At 66.9% G+C, this 26,734-nt stretch carries 16 protein-coding genes and 1 riboswitch; of the genes, 7 read left to right on the plus strand and 9 right to left on the minus strand.

Annotated features, from left to right (window positions below):
- Positions 1-38 precede the first annotated feature (38 nt).
- A complete protein-coding gene (locus QP552_RS20505) occupies positions 39-638 on the minus strand; it encodes a 4'-phosphopantetheinyl transferase superfamily protein (protein ID WP_111113120.1) in 600 nt (199 codons plus the stop codon).
- A gap of 84 nt (positions 639-722) precedes the next feature.
- Here QP552_RS20505 and QP552_RS20510 point away from each other — a divergent pair, with 84 nt between their 5' ends.
- Positions 723-974: a GlsB/YeaQ/YmgE family stress response membrane protein gene (locus tag QP552_RS20510; protein WP_005411656.1), complete on the plus strand. Its 252-nt coding sequence runs from the start codon at positions 723-725 to the stop codon at positions 972-974.
- Between the two features lie 76 nt (positions 975-1,050).
- On the opposite strand, the gene xth is transcribed toward QP552_RS20510, so the two are convergent.
- The 4 genes from xth to QP552_RS20530 form a co-directional block, all read right to left on the minus strand.
- A complete protein-coding gene (gene xth, locus QP552_RS20515) occupies positions 1,051-1,818 on the minus strand; it encodes an exodeoxyribonuclease III (RefSeq protein ID WP_286074556.1) in 768 nt (255 codons plus the stop codon).
- A gap of 113 nt (positions 1,819-1,931) precedes the next feature.
- A complete protein-coding gene (locus QP552_RS20520) occupies positions 1,932-3,341 on the minus strand; it encodes a coniferyl aldehyde dehydrogenase (RefSeq protein WP_286074557.1) in 1,410 nt (469 codons plus the stop codon).
- A 206-nt stretch (positions 3,342-3,547) separates the two neighbouring features.
- On the minus strand, positions 3,548-5,209 hold the full coding sequence (locus QP552_RS20525; protein ID WP_286074559.1) for an MFS transporter: 1,662 nt from the start codon (positions 5,207-5,209) through the stop codon (positions 3,548-3,550).
- Positions 5,210-5,287: 78 nt separating this feature from the next.
- Positions 5,288-6,715: a DcaP family trimeric outer membrane transporter gene (locus tag QP552_RS20530; RefSeq protein WP_111113116.1), complete on the minus strand. Its 1,428-nt coding sequence runs from the start codon at positions 6,713-6,715 to the stop codon at positions 5,288-5,290.
- Positions 6,716-6,960: 245 nt separating this feature from the next.
- On the opposite strand from QP552_RS20530, the gene acs reads away from it, so the two are divergent.
- The 3 genes from acs (at position 6,961) to QP552_RS20545 (ending at position 10,642) form a co-directional block, all read left to right on the plus strand.
- Entirely contained in the window at positions 6,961-8,904 is a 1,944-nt protein-coding gene (gene acs / locus QP552_RS20535; protein WP_286074560.1) for an acetate--CoA ligase, read from the plus strand.
- Between the two features lie 95 nt (positions 8,905-8,999).
- Positions 9,000-9,665: a response regulator transcription factor gene (locus tag QP552_RS20540; RefSeq protein WP_005411662.1), complete on the plus strand. Its 666-nt coding sequence runs from the start codon at positions 9,000-9,002 to the stop codon at positions 9,663-9,665.
- A gap of 222 nt (positions 9,666-9,887) precedes the next feature.
- Positions 9,888-10,056, plus strand: a riboswitch (yybP-ykoY riboswitch).
- A gap of 10 nt (positions 10,057-10,066) precedes the next feature.
- Positions 10,067-10,642 carry a manganese efflux pump MntP family protein gene (locus QP552_RS20545; protein ID WP_197607789.1) on the plus strand — a complete coding sequence of 192 codons (576 nt, stop codon included), beginning with the start codon at positions 10,067-10,069 and terminating at the stop codon, positions 10,640-10,642.
- 79 nt (positions 10,643-10,721) lie between these two features.
- Here QP552_RS20545 and QP552_RS20550 read toward each other — a convergent pair whose 3' ends face one another.
- Positions 10,722-14,168: a PAS domain-containing hybrid sensor histidine kinase/response regulator gene (locus QP552_RS20550; protein ID WP_111113114.1), complete on the minus strand. Its 3,447-nt coding sequence runs from the start codon at positions 14,166-14,168 to the stop codon at positions 10,722-10,724.
- 151 nt (positions 14,169-14,319) lie between these two features.
- A complete protein-coding gene (locus tag QP552_RS20555; protein ID WP_286074562.1) occupies positions 14,320-16,467 on the minus strand; it encodes a S46 family peptidase in 2,148 nt (715 codons plus the stop codon).
- Positions 16,468-16,593: 126 nt separating this feature from the next.
- Between QP552_RS20555 and QP552_RS20560 the strand changes: the two genes are divergently transcribed.
- The 3 genes from QP552_RS20560 (at position 16,594) to QP552_RS20570 (ending at position 21,016) form a co-directional block, all read left to right on the plus strand.
- Positions 16,594-18,282 (plus strand): molecular chaperone HscC, encoded by a 1,689-nt coding sequence (locus tag QP552_RS20560; protein WP_286074563.1) that lies wholly within the window; start codon positions 16,594-16,596, stop codon positions 18,280-18,282.
- Positions 18,174-19,772, plus strand: a complete 1,599-nt coding sequence (locus QP552_RS20565) for a heat-shock protein (RefSeq protein ID WP_286074564.1) — start codon at positions 18,174-18,176, stop codon at positions 19,770-19,772. Before QP552_RS20560 ends, QP552_RS20565 begins: the two co-directional genes overlap by 109 nt.
- A 104-nt stretch (positions 19,773-19,876) precedes the next feature.
- A complete protein-coding gene (locus QP552_RS20570) occupies positions 19,877-21,016 on the plus strand; it encodes a heat-shock protein (protein WP_286074565.1) in 1,140 nt (379 codons plus the stop codon).
- Between the two features lie 11 nt (positions 21,017-21,027).
- Here QP552_RS20570 and QP552_RS20575 read toward each other — a convergent pair whose 3' ends face one another.
- Both QP552_RS20575 and QP552_RS20580 read right to left on the minus strand, forming a co-directional pair.
- Positions 21,028-24,885 (minus strand): translocation/assembly module TamB domain-containing protein, encoded by a 3,858-nt coding sequence (locus QP552_RS20575; RefSeq protein WP_286074566.1) that lies wholly within the window; start codon positions 24,883-24,885, stop codon positions 21,028-21,030.
- Positions 24,882-26,678: an autotransporter assembly complex family protein gene (locus QP552_RS20580; protein WP_080355060.1), complete on the minus strand. Its 1,797-nt coding sequence runs from the start codon at positions 26,676-26,678 to the stop codon at positions 24,882-24,884. Before QP552_RS20580 ends, QP552_RS20575 begins: the two co-directional genes overlap by 4 nt.
- Positions 26,679-26,734 lie beyond the last annotated feature (56 nt).

Raw genomic sequence — 26,734 nt, forward strand, 5'->3', positions numbered from 1 at the left:
CCGGCATTATCGCCGGTTTTGCACGCTGATTCCCCGCTTCAGTGCGGATACCAGGCCAATGCGGCGCGGAACTGCCCAGTGGCCTGCCATTCGTGCAGGTGCCAGCGCGCAGCCTCGCCCAGTTCCGGGTCGCACCAGCGCAGGTGCAGGGCGCCATCGGCCCCGGGTGCCAGCTGCAGGCGGTGCAGGCCGAACGAGATGCCCTGACCATGCGCCTTCAGCATCGCTTCCTTGGCGCACCACACGCGGAAGAACCAGTGCTCGCGCCCGGCCTCGTCCAGGCTTTCCAGCCAGGCCACTTCCTCGGGGTGGAAGAAGCGCTGGACGATTTCCAGCAGGCGGGCCCGCGGCCGCAGCAGTTCCAGGTCGACGCCCAGCCGCACACCCTCGCCCAGCGCCACCAGCAACACCTCGCCGCTGTGGCTCCAGCCAGTGCCGTAGTGGGCCAGCGCGCCGCTCAGCTCCGGCCGGCCCTTGTCGTCGCGGACCAGCGGCAGCGTCTCCGGATCGGTGCCCAGTGCCTGTGCCAGCACCTGCCGTGCCTGTGGTTCACCGCGATGGCCGGGCACGTGCGGGCGCCGCCAGACCGTCACCGGGCCGAAACGCCACGGGCCCTCAAGGGTGGCTGGCAGGCTCATCCGCACGCGCCCATCACACGATTGCACGACGGGTTCACAGCCCTGCGCGTCAACTGGTCACAGTTCCCCACCGGAGGTTCGATCATGGGCATCATCATCTGGCTGATCGTCGGCGGCATCGTAGGCTGGCTGGCCAGCATCATCATGAAGCGCGATGCCCAGCAGGGCATCATCCTCAACATCGTGGTCGGCATCGTCGGCGCGCTGATTTCCGGCTGGCTGTTCGGCGGCGGCATCAACGAAGCGATCACCATCCGCACCTTCCTGTTCTCGCTGATCGGCGCGGTGATCCTGCTGGCGATCGTCAACCTGTTCACCCGCAAGAGCATACGGTGATCCGAGGGGGAGCGCCGGGCCATGCCCGGCGTCTCCCTGCCGCCGCTGTGCTCGCCGGGCATGGCCCGGCGCTACCTCAACCCAGTTCCACCCACGCCGGCGCATGGTCGCTCGGGCGTTCCCAGGTACGCGGCTCGCGGTCGATGCCCGAGGCCACCGCACTGCCCTTCAGCGCATCGGAGACCAGGGTCAGGTCGATGCGCAGGCCCAGGTTGCGGCGGAAACCAGCGGCGCGGTAATCCCACCAGCTGAACACACCGGCCTCGTCGTTGTGCAGGCGGAAGCCGTCGTGCAGGCCCAGCTGCAGCAGCTTGTTCAATGCGCCGCGCTCAGCGGTGGAGGTGAGGATGTGGTTTTCGTTCCACACCTCCGGGTCGTGCACATCGCGCGCGTCCGGGGCGATGTTGAAGTCGCCCATCACGATCAGCTTCGGGTGACGCTGCAGTTCTTCGGCGGTCCAGGCGTGCACCGCCTCCAGCCAGCGCAGCTTGTACTCGTACTTGTCGGTGCCGATGTCCTGGCCGTTGACCACGTACAGGTTGATTACCCGCAGGTCGCCGAAGGTGCCGGCGATGACGCGCTTCTGCTCGTCCTCGAAGCCGGGGATGCCGATCTGCACGTCCTGCGCCGGCTCACGCGACAGCAGCGCCACGCCGTTGTAGGTCTTCTGGCCGGCGAACACGCTGCGGTAACCCGCGGCGATCAGTGCCGAATCGGGGAACTTGTGGTCCTCCAGCTTGGTTTCCTGGATACCGACGATGTCCGGGCCGAAGTCCTTGAGCCACTGCTCCAGGTGCGGCAAGCGGACATTGAGCGAATTGACGTTCCACGAGGCGATCTTCATGGGGGCATTCTACCCGGCCCTGCTTTGGTAGGCGCCAACCTTGGTTGGCGCTGAAGCCCCACGCGTGCCAACCAAGGTTGACACCTACCAGTAGAGCCACGCCATGCGTGGCTTCACCGCAGCAGGAATCGCAACAACCCCGCAATCTTCGAATACGGCGGCCGCAGCCGGTCGCTGGCCGCCCAGCGCGACTGCCACAGCACCGGCAACCGCTTGCTCATCGCGTCGAACCCGGCCCGGCCGTGGTACGCCCCCATGCCGCTCGCCCCGACCCCGCCAAACGGCAGGCCGTCGGCGGCAAAGTGCAGCAGCGTGTCATTCACCGTCACCCCGCCGGCCACCACCTGGCCGAGGATGCGCTCCACCGTCACCGTGTCATGGCTGAAGGGATACAGCGCCAGCGGCCGGTCACGGGACAGCACGTCGGCCAGCGCCGCCTCGAGGTCCGGGTAGGCGCGCACCGGCAGGATCGGGCCGAAGATCTCCTCGCGCATCAGCTCCAGGTCGTCCGGCGGGTCCAGCACCACGGTCGGCACCAGCAGGCGCTCGCGGTCAGCGCGCGCCTCATCCACCTGCGCCAGCGGAATCACCGGCACGCCGCGTTCGCGCGCCTGCGCCAGATAGCCCTGCAGGCGCCGGTACTGGCCTTCGTTGATGATCCGCGTGTAGTCGTCGGCGCTGCTGAAATCGCCGTAGCGCTCGCGTACCTGCTGCTGCAGCGCCTGCACGAACTCGCGCTGGCGCGCGGTATCGATCAGCACGTAATCCGGCGCGATGCAGGTCTGGCCGGCGTTGAACCACTTGCCGGTGGCCAGCCGCGCGGCGGCCTTGTCCAGTGGGAAATCGCGGCAGACGATGGCCGGCGACTTGCCGCCCAGTTCCAGCGTGACCGGCACCAGATGCTCGGCGGCCGCCGCCATCACCTTGCGGCCCACGGCCGTCGAGCCGGTGAACAGCAGATGGTCAAGCGGCAGCGAGGACACCGCCGCGGCCACGTCCGCCCCACCCTGCACCACTGCCACGTGATCGGGCGGGAACACGCTGGCCAGCAGATCGGCCAGGAACGCGCTGGTGCGCGGGGTATGTTCGGACGGCTTCAGCAGCACGTGATTGCCCGCCGCAATTGCGGTGGCCAGCGGCACCAGTGCCAGGGTGACCGGGTAATTCCATGGCGAGATCACCCCGACCACACCCAGTGGCGTCGGCCGCAGCTGCGCGCGTGCAGGCCACAGTCGCCAGCCTGCACCGACCCGCTGCGGCTTCGACCAGTGCCGCAGATGGCGGCGCAGGTGATCGATGGCCGACAGCACGCTCATGCCGTCGGCCAGTTTCGATTCGGTGTGGGCGCGGTGGCCGAAGTCTTCGGCGATGGCCGCAGCCATTTCGTCCAGGCGTGCCTTCAGCGCTTCGCGCAGGCGGCGCAGGTCATTCCCGCGCTGGTCCAGCGACGGGCGCTGCGACTGCCAGGTGCTGCGCAGGGTGTGCAGGATGGCGGGGAGGTCGGCCGGGGTGGTGGTGGTCATGGGCCGACTATACGGGGTGCTGAGCCATGTAACGGTAGAGCCGACTGGGTAGAGTCGACTGTCAGTCGACTGCCCTTGGCGGGACATATGAAAACCCCGCGCTGCGCGCGATAGTCGACTCTACCCCGCCTCAATTCCCCCATTCCCTCGAACAGAAAGGCCGTGGTCTGCACCACGGCCTCTCCTTCATCCGATGAACATCGTTCCTACTTGGTGATATCCACGTCCTTGGTCTCGCGCAGGAACAGGCCGCCGATCACCACCGACATCAACGCGATGATGATGGGGTACCACAGGCCGTAGTACAGGTTGCCGGTACCGGCCACCAGCGCGAACGAGATCGCCGGCAGGAAGCCACCGAACCAGCCGTTGCCGATGTGGTACGGCAGCGACATCGAGGTGTAGCGGATGCGGGTCGGGAACAGTTCGACCAGGTAAGCGGCGATCGGGCCGTAGACCATGGTCACGTACAGCACCAGCAGCCACAGCATGAACACCGTGCCGGCGATGTTGATGCGGGCGCCATCGGCCTTGGCCGGGTAGCCGGCAGTGGTCAGCGCGGTCTTCAGTTCCGCACCGAACGCGTCGGCCTTGGCCTTGCCGTCTTCCTTGGTCAGGCCAGCGGCCTCATACGAGGTGACGCTGGCGCTGCCCACGTTCACCATCGCCAGCGAACCGGCGGCGGCAGGCTGCACGTCGTACGGCACACCGGCCTTGGTCAGCGCGGCGGTGGCCACGTCGCAGGAGCTGGTGAACTTGCGCAGGCCGACCGGATCGAACTGGAACGAGCAGGTAGCCGGATCGGCCACGACCAGGGCCGGCGAGCTGCTGCGGGCTTCTTCGATGGCCGGGTTGGCGAAGTGGGTCAGGCCCTTGAAGATCGGGATGTAGGTGACGGCGGCCAGCAGGCAGCCGGCCAGGATGATCTTCTTGCGGCCGATACGGTCGGACAGCCAGCCGAAGAAGATGAAGAACGGCACGCCCAGCGCCAGCGCCGCGGCAATCAGCAGGTAGGAGGTGGTGGCGTCGACCTTCAGCATGCTGCTCAGGAAGAACAGCGCGTAGAACTGGCCACCGTACCAGACCACGGCCTGGCCGGCTGCAGCGCCGAGCAGGACCAGCAGCATCAGCTTCAGATTGCCGCCCTTCAGGCTGTCACGGAACGGCGTCTTGGAACCCTTGCCCTCGGACTTCATCTGCTGGAACAGCGGCGATTCGCTCAGCTGCAGTCGGATCCACACCGAGATGCCCAGCAGCAGGATCGAGACCAGGAAAGGAATGCGCCAGCCCCAGGCTTCGAAGGCTTCGTTGCCCAGGAAGTAGCGGCAGGCCAGGATGATCAGCAGCGACATGAACAGGCCCAGCGTGGCGGTGCACTGGATGAAGCTGGTGTACAGGCCACGCTTGTCGTCCGGGGCATGCTCGGCCACGTAGGTGGCCGCACCACCGTACTCGCCGCCCATCGCCAGGCCCTGGGCAAGGCGCAGCACGATCAGGATCACCGGTGCCGCAAAACCGATCGTGGCGTAATTGGGCAGCACGCCGACCAGGAAGGTCGAGATGCCCATGATCAGGATGGTGACCAGGAACGTGTACTTGCGGCCGATGCGGTCGCCGAGGCTGCCGAAGAAGGCCGCGCCGAACGGACGCACGAAGAAGCCGGCGGCGAACGCCAGCAGGGCGAAGATCATGCCCGTGGTTTCATTGACGCCACTGAAGAACTGCTTGGCGATGATGGCCGCGAGCGAGCCGTACAGGAAGAAGTCATACCACTCGAAGACCGTGCCGAGGCTCGATGCGAAGATGACCTTCTTGTGGCCCTGGGTCAGGGTGCCCGCTTTGTGTGCGGTGCTGGGTGTGCTGGACATGGGACGCTTTCCCTCTGTGGGTGCCGACCGTTGGTCGGCACGCAATCTCTGTAGGTGCCGACCTTGGTCGGCACGCCTTTAGAAGCTGTACTTCGTGGTGAACTGCAACCGGGTGATATCACCCTTGTTGCCGTTCTCCACTTCGCGACGGCCGTACATCAACTCCGCGCCGATATCGACCTTGGGCAGCGGCGAATAGAAGATGTTGCCGCGGATGCTCTGCACGCTCTTGGTCACCAGTGGGCCGAGGATGCTGTCGTTGTCGTAGTCGCTGCGCGCGTAGATCAGGTTGGTGCGCAGCTTCGGCGAGAACGCATGCCGCCAGCCCACGTAGCCGGCCAGCACACCGGTCGGATTGAGCTCGTCGCGGGCCACGTCGTAGGCGCTGTCGGCGGTGATGCCCAGACCGATGTAGCGGGCGATGCCTTCGCCACCGGTCAGCTGGTAGTGCAGCGAATCGCTGTCACCCATCACCCACTTGCCGCCCAGGGTCAGGCCGCCGGCCACCTTGTCGGCCTTGGCGCCGGTGGCCTGGTTGTCGACCTTCAGCTGGCGAACGATGCCGCCGACACCGAAGGTGCCCCAGTCACCCTTCCAGCCATAGCGCATGGTCAGATCGGGCAGGCTGCCGCGGTCGGAGTTGGCGCTGGCGTTGGTCCATGCCCCGGTGACCGGGTTGCGGGTACCGGTGAGGGTGGTGGTCTCCGGGTTTTCCAGCGCGACGCTGAAGCCACCCTGGGTGTAGCGCACCTGGGCTTGGCGCACGAAGATCACACCGTCGGTGGGGCCAACGAAGTCGACCGCTTCGGGCAGTGCGGCCGCGTCCATGAAGTTGGACCAGGTCTGGCCGGCCATCCAGTTGTTCCAGTACATGTAGGCGTGGCGCAGGGTCACACCGTAGGTATTGGTGGCGGTCTGGTTGCCCAGCGAATTGCCGAAGAAGTCCATCTCGAAGAACGCACCGGCCTTGTTGCCCGATTCGCTCACGTTGTCGATGCCCAGGTTGAAGCGCGAGAACTTGGCGTGGGCATTGAAGTCGGTACCCGAACGCTTGCCGCTGCCGCCAGCGCCTTCCACCGGGGTCTGGCCCGGCAGGTACAGCGAGCGCCCGGTGGCGTCGTCGGCCAGCTGGCCGTCACTGGTCTGGGTGGCCAGGAAATCGGCCTTGATGAAGCCACCGATCTTGACCGTGGTGCCCGGCGCCGCGCCCGGGGTGATGGTGGTGACCTGGATCGGCTGCTTGCCGGCCGGCACCGAGGCAACCGGCTTCTGCTCGGCCTGCACCGTGCGGACTTCGGTTACGGCCTGCTGTGTCTGGCTGATCTGCGTCTGTTGTTGTTGCTGCGAAGACAGCAGCAGCTGGACCTGGCGTTCCAGTTCGGCAACGCGTGCTTCCAGTGCCTTCTCTTTGGCGGTCTCTGCGAACGCCATGCCCGGTGCGACCAGGGCGACCAACAGGCAGGCCGCCAAAGGTGTGCGCACGGCTTTCAACGTACGGTGGCTCATGTTGCCCTCTCTCCCAAGTGGCAAGGTGATGCCGCGCGTGGGGCACGGTCGAGCCGAGACTGCGGGGCGATTATGTATAGCGGCTATTCGCCATTGGTCGAACCCGGCCCTGCTGGGCGCTCACTTTCGACCATGGTCTAACCAGAGTGGTGACGCGACCGGGGGTGGATGGGGCAAACTGAGGGGGATCGGTCGCCGCAATGCTGCGACCGCACACACAAAGTCAACGTGCAAGTGAGGGTGCCATGGCTGATATCTACCCCGTCGATCCGCAGTTCGCCGCCAAGGCACGCATCGACAAGACGTCCTACGAACAGCAGTACCAGGCTTCGCTGACCGACCCGGATGGTTTCTGGGGCAAGGCCGCCGAACGACTGGAATGGATGCGCAAGCCGACGAAGATCAGGAACGTCAGCTACGACCTGTCCGACTTCCACATCAAGTGGTTCGAGGATGGCGAGCTCAACGCCAGCGTGAACTGCCTGGATCGCCAGCTCGAGAAGCGCGGCGACAAGACAGCGTTGCTGTTCGAACCGGACGGCCCGGATGCGCCGGCCCAGCACGTGACCTATCGCGAGCTGTACGAGCGCACCTGCCGCCTCGGCAACGCGCTGCGCAACCTCGGGGTCAAGAAGGGCGACCGGGTCACCATCTACCTGCCGATGATCGTCGACGCCGCCGTGGCCATGCTGGCCTGCGCGCGCATCGGTGCGATCCACTCGGTGGTGTTCGGTGGCTTCGCGCCGAACTCGATCGCCGACCGCGTCAGCGACTGCCAGAGCAAGCTGATCATCACCGCCGACGAAGGCCTGCGTGGTGGCCGGAAGATTCCGCTGAAGGCCAACGTCGATGCCGCGCTGAAGCTGCCCGGCACGAATACGGTTGAAACCGTGCTGGTGGTGCGCCACACCGGCGGCGCGGTGGACATGCAGGCGCCGCGCGACCGCTGGTTCCACGACGTGGTGGACAGCCAGCCGGCCAGCTGCGAGCCGGAACGCATGAACGCCGAAGACCCGCTGTTCATCCTCTACACCTCCGGTTCCACCGGCAAGCCGAAGGGCGTGCTGCACACCACCGGCGGCTACCTGCTGTACGCGGCCTACACCCATGAAGCGGTGTTCGACCTGCGCGAGGACGACATCTACTGGTGCACCGCCGACGTCGGCTGGGTCACCGGCCACAGTTACATCGTGTACGGGCCACTGGCCAACGGCGCGACCTCGCTGATGTTCGAGGGCGTGCCGAACTACCCGGACACCTCGCGCTTCTGGAACGTCATCGACAAGCACAAGGTCAGCATCTTCTACACCGCCCCGACCGCCATCCGTGCGCTGATGCGCGAGGGCGAGGAGCCGGTGAAGAAGACCTCGCGCGCCTCGCTGCGCCTGCTCGGCAGCGTGGGCGAGCCGATCAATCCGGAAGCCTGGCGCTGGTACTACGAGGTGGTCGGCGACAGCCGTTGCCCGATCGTCGATACCTGGTGGCAGACCGAAACCGGCGGCATCCTGATCTCGCCGCTGGCCGGTGCGATGGATCTGAAGCCGGGTTCGGCCACCCTGCCCTTCTTCGGCGTGCAGCCGGCGCTGGTCAATGCTGATGGCGAAATCCAGGACGGCCCGACCGAGGGCAACCTGATCATCCGTGACTCCTGGCCGGGCCAGATGCGCACGGTGTACGGCGACCACCAGCGCTTCATCGACACCTATTTCCGCACCTACCCGGGCAGCTACTTCACCGGCGACGGTTGCCGCCGCGACGAGGACGGCTATTACTGGATCACCGGCCGCGTTGACGACGTGATCAATGTGTCCGGCCATCGCATCGGCACCGCCGAAGTGGAAAGCGCGCTGGTCTCGCACCCGAAGGTGGCCGAGGCAGCCGTGGTTGGTTTCCCGCACGACGTGAAGGGCCAGGGCATCTACGCCTACGTCACCCTGGTGGCCGAAGAGGCGCCGAGCGACGAGCTGCAGAAGGAACTGGTCGCCTGGGTACGCAAGGAGATCGGCCCGATCGCCACGCCGGACCACTTGCAGTGGGCGCCGGGCCTGCCGAAGACCCGCTCGGGCAAGATCATGCGCCGCATCCTGCGCAAGATCGCCGAGAACGCGCCGGACCAGCTCGGCGACACCTCGACCCTGGCCGATCCGTCGGTGGTGGCGTCGCTGGTGGACGAGCGCAAGGTACGCTGATGCACGACCCGGGGTCAGATCCCTTTCCGCAAGGAAAGGGCTCTGACCCCAGGGGCTTGGCCCCCGAACAGTTTCCCCCACGGTTCCCCCCGACCATGACCACCCTCCTGATTGCCGATGACCACCCGCTGTTCCGCGAAGCCCTGCGTGGGGCCGTGCAGCGGGTCATCCCGGGCGTACAACTGTTCGAGGCCGACAGCGTGGAAGCACTGTACGCGCTGGCCGATCAGCACAACGACGCCGACCTGGTCCTGATGGACCTCAACATGCCGGGTGCGCAGGGCTTCAACGCACTCGTGCACATGCGCTCGCTGCACCCTCACCTGCCGGTGGTGGTGGTCTCCGCGCGCGAGGAAGCCACGGTGATGCGCCGCGCGCTCGACCACGGTGCGCTCGGCTTCATTCCCAAATCGGCCGACTCGGACACCATCGGCCATGCACTCGGCACCATCCTCGATGGCGAGACCTGGGCGCCGCCGGAAGCGCACAACGTGCCGCCGACCGAACGCGAGGAGCGCGAAGTCGGGCAGCGCCTGCGTGAGCTGACCCCGCAGCAGTTCCGCGTACTGCAGATGCTGGGCGCCGGCCGCTTGAACAAGCAGATCGCCTACGACCTCAATGTCTCCGAAGCGACGATCAAGGCCCACGTCACCGCCATCCTGCGCAAGCTGGGCGTGACCAACCGCACCCAGGCCGTGCTGATGGCCGGCAAGCTGGCGATCGACGACGACGCCATCGTGCTGCCGCCGGAAGAAGATTGAGGTAGTGCCGGCCGCTGGCCGGCAATCGCCTGAAAGACATGAAATCGCTTCGGTAGGTGCCAAGCTTGCTTGGCACGCTTTCGCCCTTGCGCGTGCCGGCCAGCGGCCGGCACTACCAGGCACCGCTGCGCTCGCGATATAGCCATCGCTATACAAACCAGCCCTGCCTGCGCGTTTGTCTGCAAACGCGCCACGCGCGGATCGCGGTGCTAAGCTGCGCGTCCCCTTGGGGAGTAGCCGGATTCCTTCGCAGGAATCGTCCACGTCAACATACTCGGCCAGTGCGCCGTGGCGTGGACAACCATGATGGTTGGCGAGACCAGCGGCCCGCGCGCGCAACGTCAGGTTGGGCGCGAGCGCGAGCCGTGCGTCCGTCCTTGCCCGACCTTCAGCAGCCGCCAATGTCCCCCATTTCGATCCTCCTGATCGGCTTTGCCATGTCCACCGATGCCTTCGCCGCGGCGATCGGCAAGGGTGCGGCCATGCGCAAGCCGGTGTTCCGCGATGCACTGCGCGCCGGCATCATCTTCGGCGTCATCGAGGCGATCACACCGATCATCGGCTGGTTGCTCGGCCGTGCCGCCCTGCAGTACGTCGAAGCCTTCGACCACTGGATCGCCTTCGGCCTGCTCGGTGCGCTGGGCATCCACATGATCTACAACGGACTGCGACCGGACAGTGCCGAGGAAGAAGAAGATCCTTCGCAGCACCACGGCTTCTGGAAGCTGGCGTTGACCGGTTTCGCCACCAGCATCGACGCGATGGCGGTGGGTATCGGCCTGGCCTTCATGGACGTGCATATCGGTGTGATGGCCGCTGTCATCGGCCTGTGCACGCTGACCATGGTCACCGTCGGCATCATGCTCGGCCGCGTGCTGGGCAGCATGGTCGGCAAGCGCGCGGAGATCATCGGTGGCGTGATCCTGGTGATCATCGGTGCAACGATCCTGTACGAACACCTGCACGGCGTGGGATAACGCGTCGGAAGTGAGCGATTGCGTGGTTGCCGGCCAGCGGCCGGCACTACCTGGCGTCGCATCCACGCATGGCGTGGATCTACTGCGCATCGCGCAACGCGCCCAGGAAGGCGCGCAGCGAGGCCGGCTTGATCGGCTTGGTCAGCACGCGGTAGCCACGCTCGCGTGCCATCCGCTTCAGTTCGTCGCGGCCATCGGCGGTCAGCAGGGCACCCGGCAGTGGGTAACCGGCCGCTTCGCGCAATGCCACCAGCGCGTCCAGGCCATCCATGCGGTCGTGCAGGTGGTAGTCCACCAGCATCACCTGCGGGCGCTCGGCGATCTTCTCCAGCGCCTGGTCGACGGTGGCAGCGGTGATCACCTGCACCTGCCAGCGGCCGAGCAGGGCGCGCATGCCGTCGAGGATCTCTTCGTCGTTGTCCACGCACAGCACGCGCAGGCCAGCCAGCGAATCGCTGCGCAGCGGCGTGGCCACGGCCTGCACCGGCGTGGCCAGTTCGGTGTAGCCCGGCAGCGGCGCCACCCGCGGCAGGATGATCGAGAACATCGAGCCGCTGCCGACGCGGCTGCGCGCATTGAGGCGATGGTCCAGCAGCCGCGAGATACGCTGGCAGATCGACAGGCCCAGGCCCAGTCCCTGCTCGCCCCAGTCGAACGGCTGCTGGTAGCGGTGGAACTCATCGAAAATCTGCCGCATGTGGTGCTCGGGAATGCCGGGGCCGGTATCCCATACCTGCAGCTCCACTTCGTCGCCACGATGGCGCACCGCCAGCACGATGCGGCCCTGCCGGGTATAGCGCAACGCGTTGGCGAGGAAGTTCTGCAGCACGCGGCGCAGCAGGCGGCGATCGCTGCGTACCCAGGCCGGGCGCGCGAACAGGTCCAGGCGCAGGCCGCGACCCGCCGCGACCGGGGTGTACTGCGCGGCCAGTTCGCGCATCAACGCGCTAACGTCGAACTCCCCGATCACCGGGTGCAGGCCACCGGCATCCAGGCGCGACACGTCCAGCAGGCCATCAAGCAGTTCTTCGGCAGCACGCAGCGACGCATCCACGCGCTCGGCCAGATGCTTCTGCTCGTCGCTCACATGGTCACTGTCACGCAATGCCGAGGCGAACAACCGCGCAGCGTTCAACGGCTGCAGCACGTCATGGCTGATCGCCGCCAGGAACCGCGTCTTCGACTGCTGCGCGACCTCGGCCTCGTGCGAGCGCTCGGCCACGCGCTGCTCCAGCGTCTCATTGGCTTCCAGCAACGCCTTTTCCGCATGCTTGTAGTCGGTGATGTCGTTGTAGCTGGTCACGTAGCCACCACCGGGCAGTGCCTGCCCACGCATCTCGATCACCTTGCCGTCGCTGCGGGTTCGCTCGAACACATGCGGCGAACCGGCGCGCATGTAGCCGATGCGACGGTTGATCTGCACCTCGATATCGCCTTCGCCCAACTCGCCACGCTCGGCGTTGTAGCGGATCAGGTCGGCCACCGGGCGACCCACGTAGAGCATGCCGTCGGGGTAGCCGAACATGTCCTGGTAGCGGCGGTTCCATGCGGTCAGGCGCATGTCCGGATCAACCACGCTGACGCCGGCGCTGATGTTCTCCAGCGTGGTCGACAGGATCTCGCGGTTGAAACGCAGCTCCTGCCCGGCTTCGTCCAGCACCGCCACCACTTCGCCCAGGTCCATGCCCGAACCACGCAGCAGGCTGGTCAGCAGCAGGCGTGCCGACGCCGCACCAATCGACGCGGCCAGCAGGCGTTCAGTGAACTGCACCCACGGCCGGTCGGCTGGCGCGGAGGACTGCAGCTCGCGGCCCAGCGACTGCGCCTGTTCGAAGAACGATCGCCGTGCATGGCGCTCGCCGACCACGCGCGAGGCCAGTGCCAGCAGGTCGCCCACGTGCACATGACCGGGCCAGCCACCGGCCACCGAAGGGCGCTCGGCATAGGGGTCGAGGAACGGCGCCGCACGCAGCCGCTCGTCCACACCGGGGCGCCAGCGCGCGGACACCAGCATCATCGTCGCAGCGTTGACCAGCAGCGACCAGAAGGTGCCGTGGGTCAGCGGATCCCAGCCGGTCATGCCGAACAGCTGCTGCGGACGCAGCCACTCGATGCCGAACGGTCCGTGCTGCACCCAGGCGGCATCGACCCAGCCGGCCATGGTCATCGCCGGCAGCAGCAGCGTGTACAGCCAGGTCGCGAAGCCGAGCAGCATGCCCATCTCGACACCGCGGCGGCTGGCACCCCTCCAATACAAGCCGCCGATCAGGCCCGGCGCGAACTGCGCCACCGCCGCGAACGCCATCAGGCCGTAGGAGGCCAGCGTGCTGTCGTTGCTGCTGGTGCGGTAGTAGCTGTAGGCCATCAGCGCCAGCAGCAGGATCGCCAGACGGCGGATCCACAGCACGCGCGAGGCGACATCGGCCGCTTCCTGGTGGTCGCCACTGCGGCGCAGCAGCACCGGCATCACCAGGTCGTTGCTGACCATGGTGGCCAGCGCGATGGACGAGACGATGACCATGCCGGTGGCGGCAGAGAAACCGCCCACATAGGCGATCAGCGCCAGCGCGTTGCGGCCTTCGGCCAGCGGCAGCGCCAGCACCATCGAATCGTCGGCAACGCTGCCGCCGGTGCCGAACAGGGTGACGCCAGCTGTAGCAATCGGCAGGACCATGCCCGAGATCACCACCAGATAGCCGCCGAACATCCAGCGCGCGCGGCGCACGTCGCGCACATCACCACACTCGACCACCGCCACGTGGAACTGGCGCGGCAGGCAGATGATGGCCAGGAAACTGAGCAGTGTCTGCGAGATAAAGCCCACCGGCGGCAGCCCGGTGAACAGCGTATGCACCGACTCGACCACCGCGTCGGTGCGGTTGCTCAGCCACAGGTAGGCGAACACGCCCACCGCCACCATCGCCAGCAGCTTGATCACCGATTCGAAGGCGATCGCCAGCATCATGCCGTGGTGGTGCTCGGTGGCATCGACCTGGCGGGTGCCGAACAGCGTGGCGAACAACGCCATCAGCAGCGCCACGTACAGTGCCGGGTCGGTGAAGAAGCCGGTGGGGCCGGTGTTGCCGGTCAGCACCTGCAGGCTCATCGCCACCGCTTTGTACTGCAGGGCGAGGTACGGAATGATGCCGATCAGCGCGATGATCGCCACCAGCGCCGCCAGCCGCCGCGAGCGACCGAAGCGCGAGGAGATGAAATCGGCGATGGACACCACGTTCTGGCTGCGCGCGATCAGCGCCAGGCGCTCGATGATGCGCCAGCCGAACAACAGCAGCAGCAACGGACCGATGTAGATCGGCAGGTAGCCGATGCCGTTGCGCACGGCGGTACCCACGGCGCCGTAGAAGGTCCACGACGAGCAGTAAACGGCCAGCGCCAGGCTGTAGACGACCGGCCGCAACCACGGCCGGTCGGGATACATCGGCCGACGGTCACCCCACCACGCCACGCCGAACAGCAGCGCGGCATAGGCAACCGAGACCAGCAGCAGGATCCAACTGGAGACCACGCGTGTGTTTCCGTCGGAGGAACCCGCAGTGTAGGCCAGGCGTGGCCGGGTGTACGGGCTCGTTCGGGGCAACCACCCCCACCAAGGTGGGGGCCCACAATCACCAGGCCCCCATCGAGGTGAGCGCCTGCAATCCGTGCTCGAACCGGCCTTATTCCGCCGGCACGCCCATTTCCTTCAGCAGCTCGGGCGCCGGGTAGACCTTGGCCAGCAGCCAGCGCAGGTAGCGCATGTCCACGTGCACGGCGCGCTTGTAGCGCGGGTCGAACCACCAGCTGGCGCTGACCGATTCCCAGTTGCTGTCGAAGTTCAGGCCGATCAGTTCGCCCTTGGCGTTGAGCACCGGCGAGCCGGAGTTGCCGCCGGTGGTGTCCAGGTTGGTCAGGAAATTGACCGTCTGGGTCTTCAGTGCCGGGTCGGCGGTGCTGCCGAAATCACCCTTGGCGATCGCCGCCAGCAGCGGCTTGGGTGCATCGAACGGATAGGCGTTGGTGTTCTTCTCGACGATGCCGGCCACGGTGGTCACCGGCGAGTAGGTCACGCCGTCGCGCGGGTGCAGCGCCTCGACCTTGCCGTAGCTGATCCGCAGGGTGCGGTTGGCATCCGGGTACACCGCACGGCCCTGCTTGGCACGCCAGGCGAACAGCGCCTGCATGTACGCCGGGCGCAGGCGCAACTGCTCGCCTTCGCGGGTCTTGCTCTCGTTCTCGATGCGCAGCTGCGCGGCCACCAGCGGGCCGGCCACGGTGATCAGCGGGTCTGCGGCCAGGGCCTTGCCTTCGCGTGCGGCAGCAAAGCGCGACAGGCGCTGCGCCTCGTCACCCAGCTGGGTGCCGGCGTAAAGGGTGTCCAGCGCCTTGGCCAACTGCCCCGGGGTACGGCCGAAGGCCGCGTCGAACTCGGCCACGCGCTGCGCGTCCGGCAGCTGCTGGTAGCGGGTCAGCAGGGTGGTCAGCAGGGCCTTCTCGACCTCCGGTGCGTAGCGGCGCTGGACCTGCTTGAGCACGCCTTCGATCATCGCCTGGTCGCGCTGCTGGTAGCCGCTCTCGCGCTGCGCGTCCGGCTTGGCCGATTCAATGCGCAGGCGCTCCAGCAGCAGCGCAGAGCGCAGCAGCTGGCTCTGCGCGGCCATCTGGTCCAGCAGCAGGTCTCGCTCGCCCACCGCCGCGCCCTGCGACAGATTGGCCAGCAGCGCCTTGATGTCGCCCTGGTACTTGCGGTCGGTCGCGGCCAGCATCGCCGTCTCGTCGGCGGCACGCTGGACCTTGGCATCGCTGCGCAGCAGGCCTTCCAGTTCACCGGCAGCGCGCTTGCGGTTGTTCTTCAGCGACTGCAGCTGCGAGGCGTAGCGGGTACGCGCCTGCGCATCCTTGGCACTGGCGGCCTCGATGGTGTCGATCATCTGCTGGAACACCGACACGCGGCGCGGCAGCACGGCATCGATCTGGCCGGCGAATTCGGCCGCGGTGCGGTGACGGTAGGTGATGCCCGGGTAACCGGCCAGCATCGCGTAGTCGCCTTCCTTCGGGCCTTCCACCGACATCTGCAGGTGCGCCGGTGCCTGGTAGGGCACGTTGTCCTTGCTGTAGGCGGCCGGCTTGCCGTCCTTGCCGACGTAGGCGCGCAGCAGGGTGAAGTCGCCGGTGTGGCGCGGCCACATGAAGTTGTCGATCTCGTCGCCGTAGTTGCCGATCGCACGCGGCGGCGCGTACACCAGGCGCACGTCGCTCAGTTCCAGCTGGGCGATGCGGTAGAAGTCGGTGCCGTAGTACATGTTGGCCACCGAGCAGCGCACGCTGCCATCCTTCTCGCACTCGGCCACGATCTGCTTGCTGGCCGCATCCACGGCATCGAAGTAGGCGCGACCGGTCTTGCCACGGGCCTGCGCCAGCACCTGGTCGGTCACCTTGTCGAAGCCGACGGTGACCAGTACGCGGAAGTCCGGGTTGGCGGGGCGCTCGTCGGCGCGGTCCCTGGCGATGAAGCCACCATTGATCAGGTCGTGCTCGGGCGAGCTGTTGTACTGGATCACGCCCATCGCCACGTGGTGATTGGTCAGCAGCAGGCCATCGGCGGACACGAACGAGCCGGTGCCGCCACCGGCACGCACCACCGCGCTCAGCGGCGGCGCGGTGACGTTGGCCAGGTCAGCCGGATTGCCCTTGAAACCGGCTGCCTGCAGCGGCTTGGCCAGTTCCGGCAGCTGGGTCGGCATCCACATGCCTTCATCGGCATGGGCGCCCGCGGCGAGGGTCAGGCCCAGGGCCAGGGCGGTGGGAAGGGCTTTGCGTGGTGACATGAGGCAATCCGGTACGACAGAACAGCCCGGGACCATAGCCGCTGGGGCGCTGTCGGGCAACGCCCGATAGTCAGGCCTGCCCCGCACTCCTAGAATTGCCGTTTTCTGCACATCGGACGTCAGCAGATGATCGTCGGTATCGATCTTGGCACCACCCATTCCCTCATCGGCATGCACACGGCAACCGGGCCGCAGCTGTTCCCCAATGCCCATGGCGAGCTGTTGACGCCGTCGGTGGTGAGCCTGGTCGATGGCGCCGTGCTGGTTGGCCAGCCGGCCCGCGACCGCCTGGTCAGCCATCCACAGCAGACCGTGGCCCACTTCAAACGCTGGATGGGCAGCGATCGCGAGACCCGGCTGGGTGAGCGCAGTTTCCGCCCCGAGGAGCTCTCGGCCATGGTGCTGCGCTCGCTGCTGGCTGACGCCGAGGCCGCCCTGGGCCACAAGGTGGAGGAAGCGGTGATCAGCGTACCGGCCTATTTCTCCGACGCCCAGCGCAAGGCCACCCGGGCGGCCGGCGAGCTGGCCGGCATCCGCGTCGAGCGCCTGATCAATGAACCCACGGCCGCCGCGCTGGCCTATGGCCTGCAGGAGCGTGACGGCGAAGGCCGCGTGCTGGTGCTGGACCTGGGCGGTGGCACCTTCGACGTCTCCATCCTGGAACTGTTCGACGGCGTGGTCGAAGTGCATGCCAGCGCTGGCGACAATTTCCTGGGCGGCGAGGATTTCCTGCAGGTACTCGTGCAGGCCTTCCATGCCGACCAGGGCACGTCCGCCGGCGACCTGTCCGCTGCCGAACAGGCGCAGCTGCTGCGTCGGCTGGAACTGTTCAAGCGCGAACTCAGCCTGAGCGGCGCCGCCAGCCTGCAGTTGCCCCTGGCCGGCAGCGAACGCCAGTGGCAGATGGACGAGGCAGGCTACACGCAGCTCTGCGAGCCGCTGCTGCTGCGCATGCGTGCGCCCATCGAACGCGCGATCCGCGACGCCCGGCTCAAGCCCGACGCGCTGGACGACATCATCCTGGTCGGCGGTGCGGTACGCATGCCGATGGTCAGCAAGCTGGCGACCCGCATGTTCGGCCGGCTGCCGTTGCGCCACGTCCATCCGGACCAGGCAATTGCCTTGGGTGCCGCCGTTGCCGCCGGACTGAAGGCGCGCGACGAATCGCTGCGCGAGGTCGTGCTGACCGATGTCTGCCCCTACACGCTGGGCACGCAGGTGTCCCGCCAGGATGCTGCCGGTGGCGAGCGCAGCGGCTATTTCCACCCGATCATCCAGCGCAACAGCGTGGTGCCGGTCAGCCGCGAGGATCGCTTCTACCCGCTGCACGAGCGGCAAAGTGCTATCCGCATCGACGTGTTCCAGGGCGAGAGCCCGACGGTGGATCGCAACATCAAGCTCGGTGAGCTGACCGTGCCGCTGACCCATTCTGTCCCGATGCAAGAACGCAGCGTCACCGCCCGCTTTACCTACGACGTGAACGGGCTGCTGCAGGTCGAAGTCACCGAGGACGCCACCGGCAAGCGCCACGAGCTCATCCTGGAACAGAATCCCGGGCTGCTGTCACCCGAAGAGATCCAGCAGCGCCTGCGCGCGCTGGAAGCGCTGAAGATCCACCCGCGCGACGCCCAGCCCAACCTCGCGGTGATCGCCCGCACCGAGCGCCTGTACGAGGAACGCATCCATCACCGCGAACAGTTGCAGTCGTGGCTGAGCGGCTTCCGCCATGTGCTGGAGAGCCAGGATGCCGTTGCCGTCGAGCGTCATCGCCATCAGCTGGACGAGGCACTCGACACCCTCGAGCGCGATGCATGAGCTGGGCACTTCACGTTCTGGAGCTGGACGAAACCGCTGACGAGCGCGCGATCAAGCGCGCCTATGCAAAGCGCCTGCGGGTGACTCGCCCCGACGAGGATCCCGTCGCCTTCCAGCACCTGCATGAGGCCTATCAGGCGGCATTGGACTGGGTCCGCCAGGAAGCGCTGGCCGATGCCGATGCCGATGCCGATGCCGATGCCGATGCCGAGGACGAGGACGAGGACGAACCGGCGGAACATGCAGCCGATATCGGCCCCTGGCCGCACGACGCCGACGTGGCATGGGCGCCGCCCGAAACGCGTTCGTACTCGCCTCCATTGCCACCGCGCGGCACGCCTGTGCTGCTGCGCACAGCGCCGGTGGTGGAGTTGGACGGGGTGGTCGATGTATCGGGCCATGCACAGACGATCCTGCGCATGGCCCATCTGTCTTCCCCTGAAGACTTCGGGCCGTGGCTGGAGGCCACGCCGGTGCTGTGGTCGTTGCGCTACAAGCCATTGGTGGGCGACGCGCTGCTGGATGAACTGGCACGCAGTCACAACGGCATCAGCGCAGCCAACATGGGTCTGCTGGCACGCTGCTTTGGCTGGGATGATGTACACGATGGCGTGGATCCGGACAGGCTGGCATCGATCCAGTCGCGCGGTCATCGGCGCTGGGCCGCCGAGACCGGGAATGCGGCGGAGCTGTCGGCACTGCTTGAACAAGAGGGCAGCCTGCGGCTGGGGAAGATCACGGTCAGCCGTTGCCTGCGCTACCTGTCGCAGCCATGGCACCCGCGACGATCCCTCTGGCAGGCGCAGCTGCCCGAGCACATCAATGAAGTCAACGCACTGCTGGATGCCATCGAGGCGGGCGGAAGGGAACAGGTGCCCGAGGCATGGGATCCGCAGCAGATCCTGTTCTGGCGAAGTCTTGCAGACATCTCCCGGCCCAACCGGTGGCGCTGGCAGGTGAACGCACTGCGTGGCGTGCTGCTGGGCGTCTGCAGCCTGTTGTTCTTTGCTGGAATCGCAGGCGTCTCGCTGGTCCAGGGAAAGACGGGCGAAGCCGCGATTTTCACCCAGCTGGGGGTGCCTTTTGGCCTGCTGCTGGCTGCGATCGGCGCACTGTGGGTGCCTGTGCGCTGGGCGCTGCGCCAGCTGACGCTGGATCTCCCCCCTTCCCGGCGGGGATGGCTGCTTGCGCTGCCAGCGCCGTTGATGGCGATCGGCAGCCTGGTTCTTGTCCATGGCCTTGGCCACCGCATCGAAGGTACCCTGTTGATCTTCATGGCACTGCCCTTGGCGACTGCGCGCCTGTGGCGACGCGTCGGTTCCCGGATACGGTTCGGAATCCGCCATGCTGTGTTCATGGTGCTTGCCATGCTTATCGCCGAAGCAGGCATCGTTCTGATCCTGCTGCAGTGGGGAGCCGAGTTCATACATCGCACGCGCCGTCACGCGTCGATTGACCGGCTCCCACCTCCCTCCGGAAACACCGTGTGAACCGGGCACTGGACGCGCTCGGGCTCGACACCAGCGCCGACGAACGTGCGATCAAGCGCGCCTACGCGCAGAAACTGCGCACGGTGCGCCCGGATGAAGACCCGATGGCATTCCAGGCGCTGCACGAGGCTTACCAGGAGGCCCTGCAGTGGGTCCGCAACCGCGCGCAATGGCAGGAGGAAGACGGTGCAGAAGCGCTGTCGACCCCACCTGCAGACAACAGCCCACCCGGCCCACCGGCGCCGTACGACAGCCATTCGCCGATGGACCACATGCCGATGCTGCATCATCCATGCACGCTCGACACCGACATGCCGGACGACGTGGTGGAGCCGTCATTGAACCTGCCCCGGTTTGCGCGTCTGCTGGTCCACACCGCGGCCGACGCCGACCCGGCCAGCTTCGAGCACTGGCTGGCCCATCGCCCGGAGCTGTGGTCATTGGCCGACAGGCCGCGCATCGGTGACGTGGTGCTGCAGCAGCTGCTGCACCAGGGCGGGCCCCTGTGCGAGTCCAACTTCGATCTGCTCGGTCGGTACTTCGGCTGGAACGAGATCCGGAGCAATACCGATCCTTACCGGATCCGCGCACGACGCAACCTTCTGCATCGCCAGTGGCAGCTGCAGCCGCGCAACCACACGGCCCTCACTACAGCCCTGGACCGACCGCAGGACCGGGTGTCCGCAACCGAGGCCCATGCCCGCGTGGAACGCTTGACCCGACCATGGCACTGGCTGCAATCGCTGCTGTCGGCCAGCGTGCCCGGGCGTGCTGCCACCATGCGGCAAACGATGCAGCGTCTGGGGGTGCATGGCGTCCGTGACACGCTGGCGCCACTGGACGGGGATCAGGTCGCCTTCTGGATGGCGATATCCCAACCCGGGCGCTTCAATCTCATGAAGATGCAGGTGGCAATAGTCCGCTGCCTGCTGGGCGCTCTCGTCGTGCTGGCCATCCTGGCGGCGCTGGCCCTGCTGGGTGATGCCGCTCGACCCATCGCGATCAGCACGTCCAGCATGAAACACGTGGCAATCCATGCCTCGGTGGTCATCGTGTCTGGCATCCTCATGCTGACGCCCTTCGTTGGAGGGACCCCATCCCGAACGGCGTCCGCACCAACACCGGCCGAACCACCGTCGCCGCCCGATGGGCAAGGCATGCAGACGCATGGACCCCGCCCGCGCAGGCCAGCTCCCTCATTCGCCGTCGTGAGCCGGGGTGCCCCTGGCACAGACGGCGATTGAGTGGCGGCGGATTACTTCTCCCTTCGCCAGTTGATCGAACCACGGTTTTCCACCGTGCTCGATTCCACTTCCACGTCGAAGCCGCGGCGCAGCAGGTACTTCAGCGTGATCACCGAGCCGGCACCGACCAGCGACACGCCGTAGCCGACGTACAGCTTGGGCGAGATGTACTTGCCGACGCCGATCACCGAGCCGCCCAGCGCGCGCGACTGGCTCACGCCGGCATCGTCCAGGCCCAGCTTGGCACCCAGCTGCGAGGCCAGCAGGCCGCTGCCGGCCGAGAGTGCCGCCGAGGCCGCGTTGACCTGCTGGGTCTGGTCGCTGCTGGCACCGGTCAGGCTGCGCCCCAGCACCAGGTAGGCCAGTGCTTCGGACTGCGACATCGCCGGCTCGGACCACACGTCCGCACGCGGCTGCTGCGCACGCCCGGTCACGTCGATGCCGGCGGTGACATCACCGATCCGGCGCTCGGCACGGATGTTGATGCGCGGGTCGGACACCGCGTTGTAGTTCCAGGTGAGGTTGCCACGGGTGATGGTCAGGTCCTGACCGTACGCCTTGTAGCGGCCACTGACTTCCAGCCCGCCGTTGGCGGTCATTTCGCGCCCAGGCTTGGCCCAGACCTGCATCTTGCCGGTCAGCGCGCCCTTCAGGCCGAAGCCGGTCATCTTCACCTTGTCACCGAGGCTGACCGTCAGGTCCATGTCCAGCGGCGAGGTGCGCGACTCTTCCGGATCAGCCGGGTCGAGCACCACCACGTCTTCGGACACCGAGGTACCGCGGTCCAGGCGCTCGAGGTCGATGTCGGCCTCGGGCACGTGCACGGTGCCACGCAGCTCCATCGCCGCCTTGGCCAGGGTGAAGTCGAGGTTGGGATTGGCGACGATGCGCAGTTCGCTGGTGTTGGACAGCAGCACGTTCTCGCCGTGGATCTTCAGCTGCAGCGGCTGTGCATCGCCGAACCAGGACAGGCCGCCATCCACGTACAGCGTGCCCTGGCCGGAGTTGGCCTGTGCAGTGATCTTGGCCGAGCCATCGGGCTGCGCCACGAAGCTGCCCTTACCCTGGTCGAAGGTCAGGCCCAGTGCCGGGAATTCACCCTTGAAGTTGCTCAGCTGCGCGTCGCCACCCAGCGACGGCTGGCCACGCGTACCACGCAGGCTGACGTGGCCCTCGATCAGGCCGGTCGGTCGCACGATGTCCGGCGAGAACAGCTCCAGCCAGTACAGCCGCGACATGTTGAGATAGAGCTCGCCGTTCAACGGCGCGCTGGCTTCCCAGCCGGTCTGCATCCTGGCGTCGACGAAGCCGTTGCCCTGGAAGCCCATGCCCAGGTAGCCCTTGATGCTGGCCGGGGTCATGTCGAGCTTCAGCGAGAACTGGTCATAACGCACCAGCTCGCCACGGGTGGCATCGCCCACGGTGTTGCGGTTCTCGCCCAGGCGCACGCCGCCTTCCTTCGAGCGCACTTCCACGTGGCCCTCCCAGGCGTTGCCGCGCGGGCGGATCTGCGCATCCAGGCTGACATCGCCGCGCAGGTAGATGCGGCGGCCGGACTGCGGCGGCAACCACGGCTGCACCAGCGCCAACGGCAACGCATCACTCCGCACCACCAGGCCCTCGCGCGGCCAGTTGGCCTGTGCGCACAGTGCGCCGCTGCTGGCGGCGGCCAGGCAGGCTTCGGACAGCGTGTAGGTTCCGCCGTTGATCGCGAACGCCGCCGGAGCGCGAAGCGACCAGGCATCGCCCTTCACCGGCGCGATGCGCAGCGATGCCAGTTCGCCGCGCCACTGCGTGCCCTGCTGGCGCACGCTGCCCTGCAGCTCGACCGCGCCCATCTCGTTGCGGGTCTGCGCCGCCAGGCGCAGATTGGAGACACTGCCCTGCGCGTCCACATTCAAGCGTTCCAGCAGCATGCCGGCGTTGACCTGCTGGCCCTGCACCGCCAGCGTGCCGCTGTCGCCGCGCCACGGCAGGTGGCCCTTGATGCTCACGCTTTCGGCGCCGTAGCCATCCCAGTTGAGGTTGTTGCCGACCAGGTCGGCGGTGATGTCCGGCGCATCGCGCGGGCCCTTCACCTGCACCTGGCCGCGCAGGCCACCATCGGCGCCCGGCAGCAGATCGCTCAGCTGCAGCGGTTCGAAACGCGCATCGATGTCGAGGCGGTCGCCGACCTTGCCCGACGCAGTCACCCGGCTGCTGCCCAGCGACAGCTTCAGGTCACCCTGGCCCTGCTCGCCCTGCAGGGCGAACTTGCCCTGCGCGTCGAGGTTGCGCTGGCGCAGCATGCCCTTCAGCGACGGCAGATCGACCGTGGCTTCGAGCGTGCCGGCGGTACCTGGCGGTGCGTTTGCCGGCGGCGGCAGCTGGCGGCCCTTGGAGGCCAGGTTGCCGGACAGGCGGCCATTCCAGCCCGGCACGAAATAGCCGGGGTCGAAGTCCTTCAGCGTGGCCTTGGCATCCCAGTCCAGCTGCGGTGCCCACGCCACCTGGCCTTCCACCTGCAGCTGCCCACCCGGGGTCTGCGCCTGCAGCTGGTGGATCGACGCGGCCTGGTCGTTGCCGCGCACGTCGAAGCGCAGCTGCGCCTTCTGCGCATCGCGCTCGACCTCGGCACGGCCGATCGCCGCCCAGGCCTTGAGGGTACCCGCCAGCCCGAAGCGCGCTTCCTTCAGGGTGACCGGCACCGGTGCGCTGCCGGCGGTGTTCGGGTCCGCTGCCGGCACGTAGGTCAGATCGCGTGCAACCACCGAGAAGTTGAGCTTCTGCTGGTCTTCCTGGCTGAAATCGGCCGTGCCTTCCAGCCGCGCTTCGCCGCCAAGCCCCTTCACCAGCAGTGGTGAAACCTTCAGCACCTGGTCCTGCAGCGACACCACCGACGGTGCCAGCTCCAGTTCCTGATCGCCCTGCTTGATCCTGCCGTGCAGGTTGGCGTTGCCGCCCTTGCCGGCCGCGGTGAAATCCAGTGCCAGCGGTGCGATCGCCGAGCTCGCCAGTGCCGGCGACAGCAGCGCCAGATCCAGTTCGTCGCTGCGCACCGTGGCGTTCCAGGTCGGGTCGGTACGGCCATCGAACACCAGCATGGCGTGCAACGGCTTCGGCGCGCGTCCCGCTACCGCCACTTCCATGTGCGCAAGGTCGCCGCGTGCCACCAGCCCAACCGTCGCGGCGGTACGTCCACGCGGCGCCGGCAGCACGGCAGTGACGGTCACGTCGGTGTCGTAGTCCTTGGCCGGGATATAGCGGCCCTGGGCGGTGAAATTGCCCATGTCGCTGTCCACCACCAGTTTGTGCGCCTGGAACTCGCCGTTGGCGATCTCGATGCCACCGCGCACGCGGCTGATGTCGATCACCGGCTCGTTGGCCTGGCTGATGCGGAAGCCATCGATGGCGATGGCGTCGGCCTGGATCGCCAGCGGCATCTCGATCTGCGGCAGCGAATCCGGCCACGACGGCAGCTTGAACGGCTCGTCACTCTTGGCCAGGTTCAGCGTCGCGTTGGTCAGCTCCAGCTTGTCCAGCAGCAGCTTGCGGCCCAGCAGCGGGCGCAGGTCCGGCTCCAGGTGCGCGCGCTCGGCGTGGAAGTGGATGTCGTTGTAGCGGAAATCGACGTTGTACAGGGTCAGCGGGCCGGCCACCGGGCCGTCCACCTTGTCCCAGGTGAAGCTGGCGCCCACCGGCAGCCGCGCCACCACCTGGGCCAGCAGCACATCACGACCGGCCACGGTCTGCAGCAGCCAGTAAACCGCCAGCAGGGCCAGCAGCACCAGGGCCAATACGCCAACACCCGACCAGGCCCAGAAGCGGCGGCGGCGATAGAAGCGCACGCGCGGCGGCGGCGTGTTCGGGCTCGGTGCGGGCGTGCTCACAGGTCCGCTCCGATGTTCAGGTACAGCTGGAACTGCGAATCCGGGTTGTTCAGGCCATGCGCGATATCCACGCGCACCGGACCCACCGGCGATTTCCAGCGCACGCCGAAGCCGACGCCGGTATGCAGGTCGATGGTGTTGTCGAAGGCGCTGCCGGTATCGACGAACACCGCCGCACCCCACGGGCCACCGTTGAAGTAGTGCTCGTACTCGGCCGAGCCGATCACCAGGTTCTTGGCGCCCAGCGCGTATTTGTCCGGTGCCGGGGTGCGCGGGCCGACCTCGCGGTAAGCGTAGCCGCGGATGCTGCGGTCACCACCGGCGAAGTAGCGCAGGCTCGGTGGCATCGCCACCAGGTCGCTGGTCCAGGTGGTGCCACCCTCGCCGCGCAGGATCAGGCGATTGCTTTCTCCCACCGGGATGTACCAGCGCAGCACGGCGTTGGCCTGTACGAAGCTGGTATCCGAACCGGCGCCCTCGATGCCGGCACGCATGGTCGCGGTACCGCTGATGCCCTTGCGCGGGAACATCTCGTCGTCGACGTTGACGTAGTCGGCGACCATCTGCGGATACACCAGCGTCGAGGTGTTGTAGACCGCATCGGTGAATTCAGTGCCGGAGGCATAGCGCCAACGCTCGCGCAGTGCGTTGATCGAGGCGATCGCGGTCCAGTGCTCGTTGATCTCACCGCTGCGGCTGGCGATCAGCTTGAAGTTGCGCAGGTCGATGTAGTCGGTCTGCTCGTCGTAGGCGCTGGCAGCGAAGGTGTACCAGCCATCGAGCCAGTTGAAGGCCGGAATGCGGTAGCTGGTCACCAGGCTCTTGCGCTTCTGCGCATAGTCCAGCTGCGTGTTCATCTTGTGGCCGCGGTTGTTCAGGAACCGCCGCTCGATGCCACCGCGCACACCCGGGCCGCTCTCGCTGCCGTAGCTCAGGCCGGCGGTGTAGATGGTGCGCTTGGCGCGGGTCAGCTTCACATCCACCGGCACCTCGCCGTTGGCATCGGCCTCGTCCGGCCGCGGCTGGATGTCGATCACGCTGAAGTAGTCCAGCTTGGTCAGCGACTCGCGCAGCCGGTCCAGCTTGCCCTCGTGGAAATAGCTGCCCTGTTCCCAGTACACCAGCGGGTCGAACAGCTTGTCGACGAAGTAGTCCTGCTCGAAACGCACCGGGCCCATGTTGTAGCGCCGGCCGCTGTCCCAGGTCAGGTCGATGTCGGCGGCGTTGTCGGCACGGGTGATCTGCACCTGGCGCTGGGTGTAGTCGGCGTCGAAATAGCCACGTTCGGCCAGGCGGCGGGTGACGGTGATCTTGCTGGCTTCGTACTGCGTATGCTCGAACCGCTGGCCCTTGCGCGGCTTGAACGCGGCCAGGTCGTCCTGCAGGTACTGGTCGTACATCGCCGGGCCGGTGATGTCGATGTGCTCGCGGCGGACGGTCACCGGCGTGCCCTTGTCGACATGGATCAGCACACGCACGTGCTCGTCCACGCGCGGCGCCTCGACCTTGATCACCGGGTTGTAGTACCCGAAGGGTTCCAGCGCCTGGCGGGTCTGCCGCTCGGCCTGTGACAGCAGGTATTCCAGGCGCGACTCGCCCTGCTCCTTGCCGATCGTGTCGTACAGCGACAGCGATTCCTGGATGTTCTCGATGATCGCGGCGTCGTCGCCCTTGTCCAATCCCTTGATGTCCACCTTGTCGATGGTGCCGCGCGCGTGGGCCACGGAGGTGGCGGCCAGCGACAGGACCATCAGCGGCAGGGCGTATTTCTTTGGCTGCATGCGGCACAGCATACCGACCGGAGGTGACGATGCGAAATGCATCACGTCATTGGGGATCGGTTGTTAAG

Origin of the sequence: Stenotrophomonas sp. 59, assembly GCF_030291095.1 — a bacterium.
In the GTDB taxonomy this organism is placed as follows: Bacteria; Pseudomonadota; Gammaproteobacteria; order Xanthomonadales; family Xanthomonadaceae; genus Stenotrophomonas; species Stenotrophomonas maltophilia_Q.

Excerpts from the sequence above, each read along its gene's own strand:
- QP552_RS20505 (WP_111113120.1), bottom strand. The coding sequence starts at position 638 with ATGAGCCTGCCAGCCACCCTTGAGGGCCCGTGGCGTTTCGGCCCGGTG.
- QP552_RS20510 (WP_005411656.1), top strand. The coding sequence starts at position 723 with ATGGGCATCATCATCTGGCTGATCGTCGGCGGCATCGTAGGCTGGCTG.
- xth (WP_286074556.1), bottom strand. The coding sequence starts at position 1,818 with ATGAAGATCGCCTCGTGGAACGTCAATTCGCTCAATGTCCGCTTGCCG.
- QP552_RS20520 (WP_286074557.1), bottom strand. The coding sequence starts at position 3,341 with ATGACCACCACCACCCCGGCCGACCTCCCCGCCATCCTGCACACCCTG.
- QP552_RS20525 (WP_286074559.1), bottom strand. The coding sequence starts at position 5,209 with ATGTCCAGCACACCCAGCACCGCACACAAAGCGGGCACCCTGACCCAG.
- QP552_RS20530 (WP_111113116.1), bottom strand. The coding sequence starts at position 6,715 with ATGAGCCACCGTACGTTGAAAGCCGTGCGCACACCTTTGGCGGCCTGC.
- acs (WP_286074560.1), top strand. The coding sequence starts at position 6,961 with ATGGCTGATATCTACCCCGTCGATCCGCAGTTCGCCGCCAAGGCACGC.
- QP552_RS20540 (WP_005411662.1), top strand. The coding sequence starts at position 9,000 with ATGACCACCCTCCTGATTGCCGATGACCACCCGCTGTTCCGCGAAGCC.
- QP552_RS20545 (WP_197607789.1), top strand. The coding sequence starts at position 10,067 with ATGTCCCCCATTTCGATCCTCCTGATCGGCTTTGCCATGTCCACCGAT.
- QP552_RS20555 (WP_286074562.1), bottom strand. The coding sequence starts at position 16,467 with ATGTCACCACGCAAAGCCCTTCCCACCGCCCTGGCCCTGGGCCTGACC.
- QP552_RS20560 (WP_286074563.1), top strand. The coding sequence starts at position 16,594 with ATGATCGTCGGTATCGATCTTGGCACCACCCATTCCCTCATCGGCATG.
- QP552_RS20570 (WP_286074565.1), top strand. The coding sequence starts at position 19,877 with ATGGCATTCCAGGCGCTGCACGAGGCTTACCAGGAGGCCCTGCAGTGG.
- QP552_RS20580 (WP_080355060.1), bottom strand. The coding sequence starts at position 26,678 with ATGCTGTGCCGCATGCAGCCAAAGAAATACGCCCTGCCGCTGATGGTC.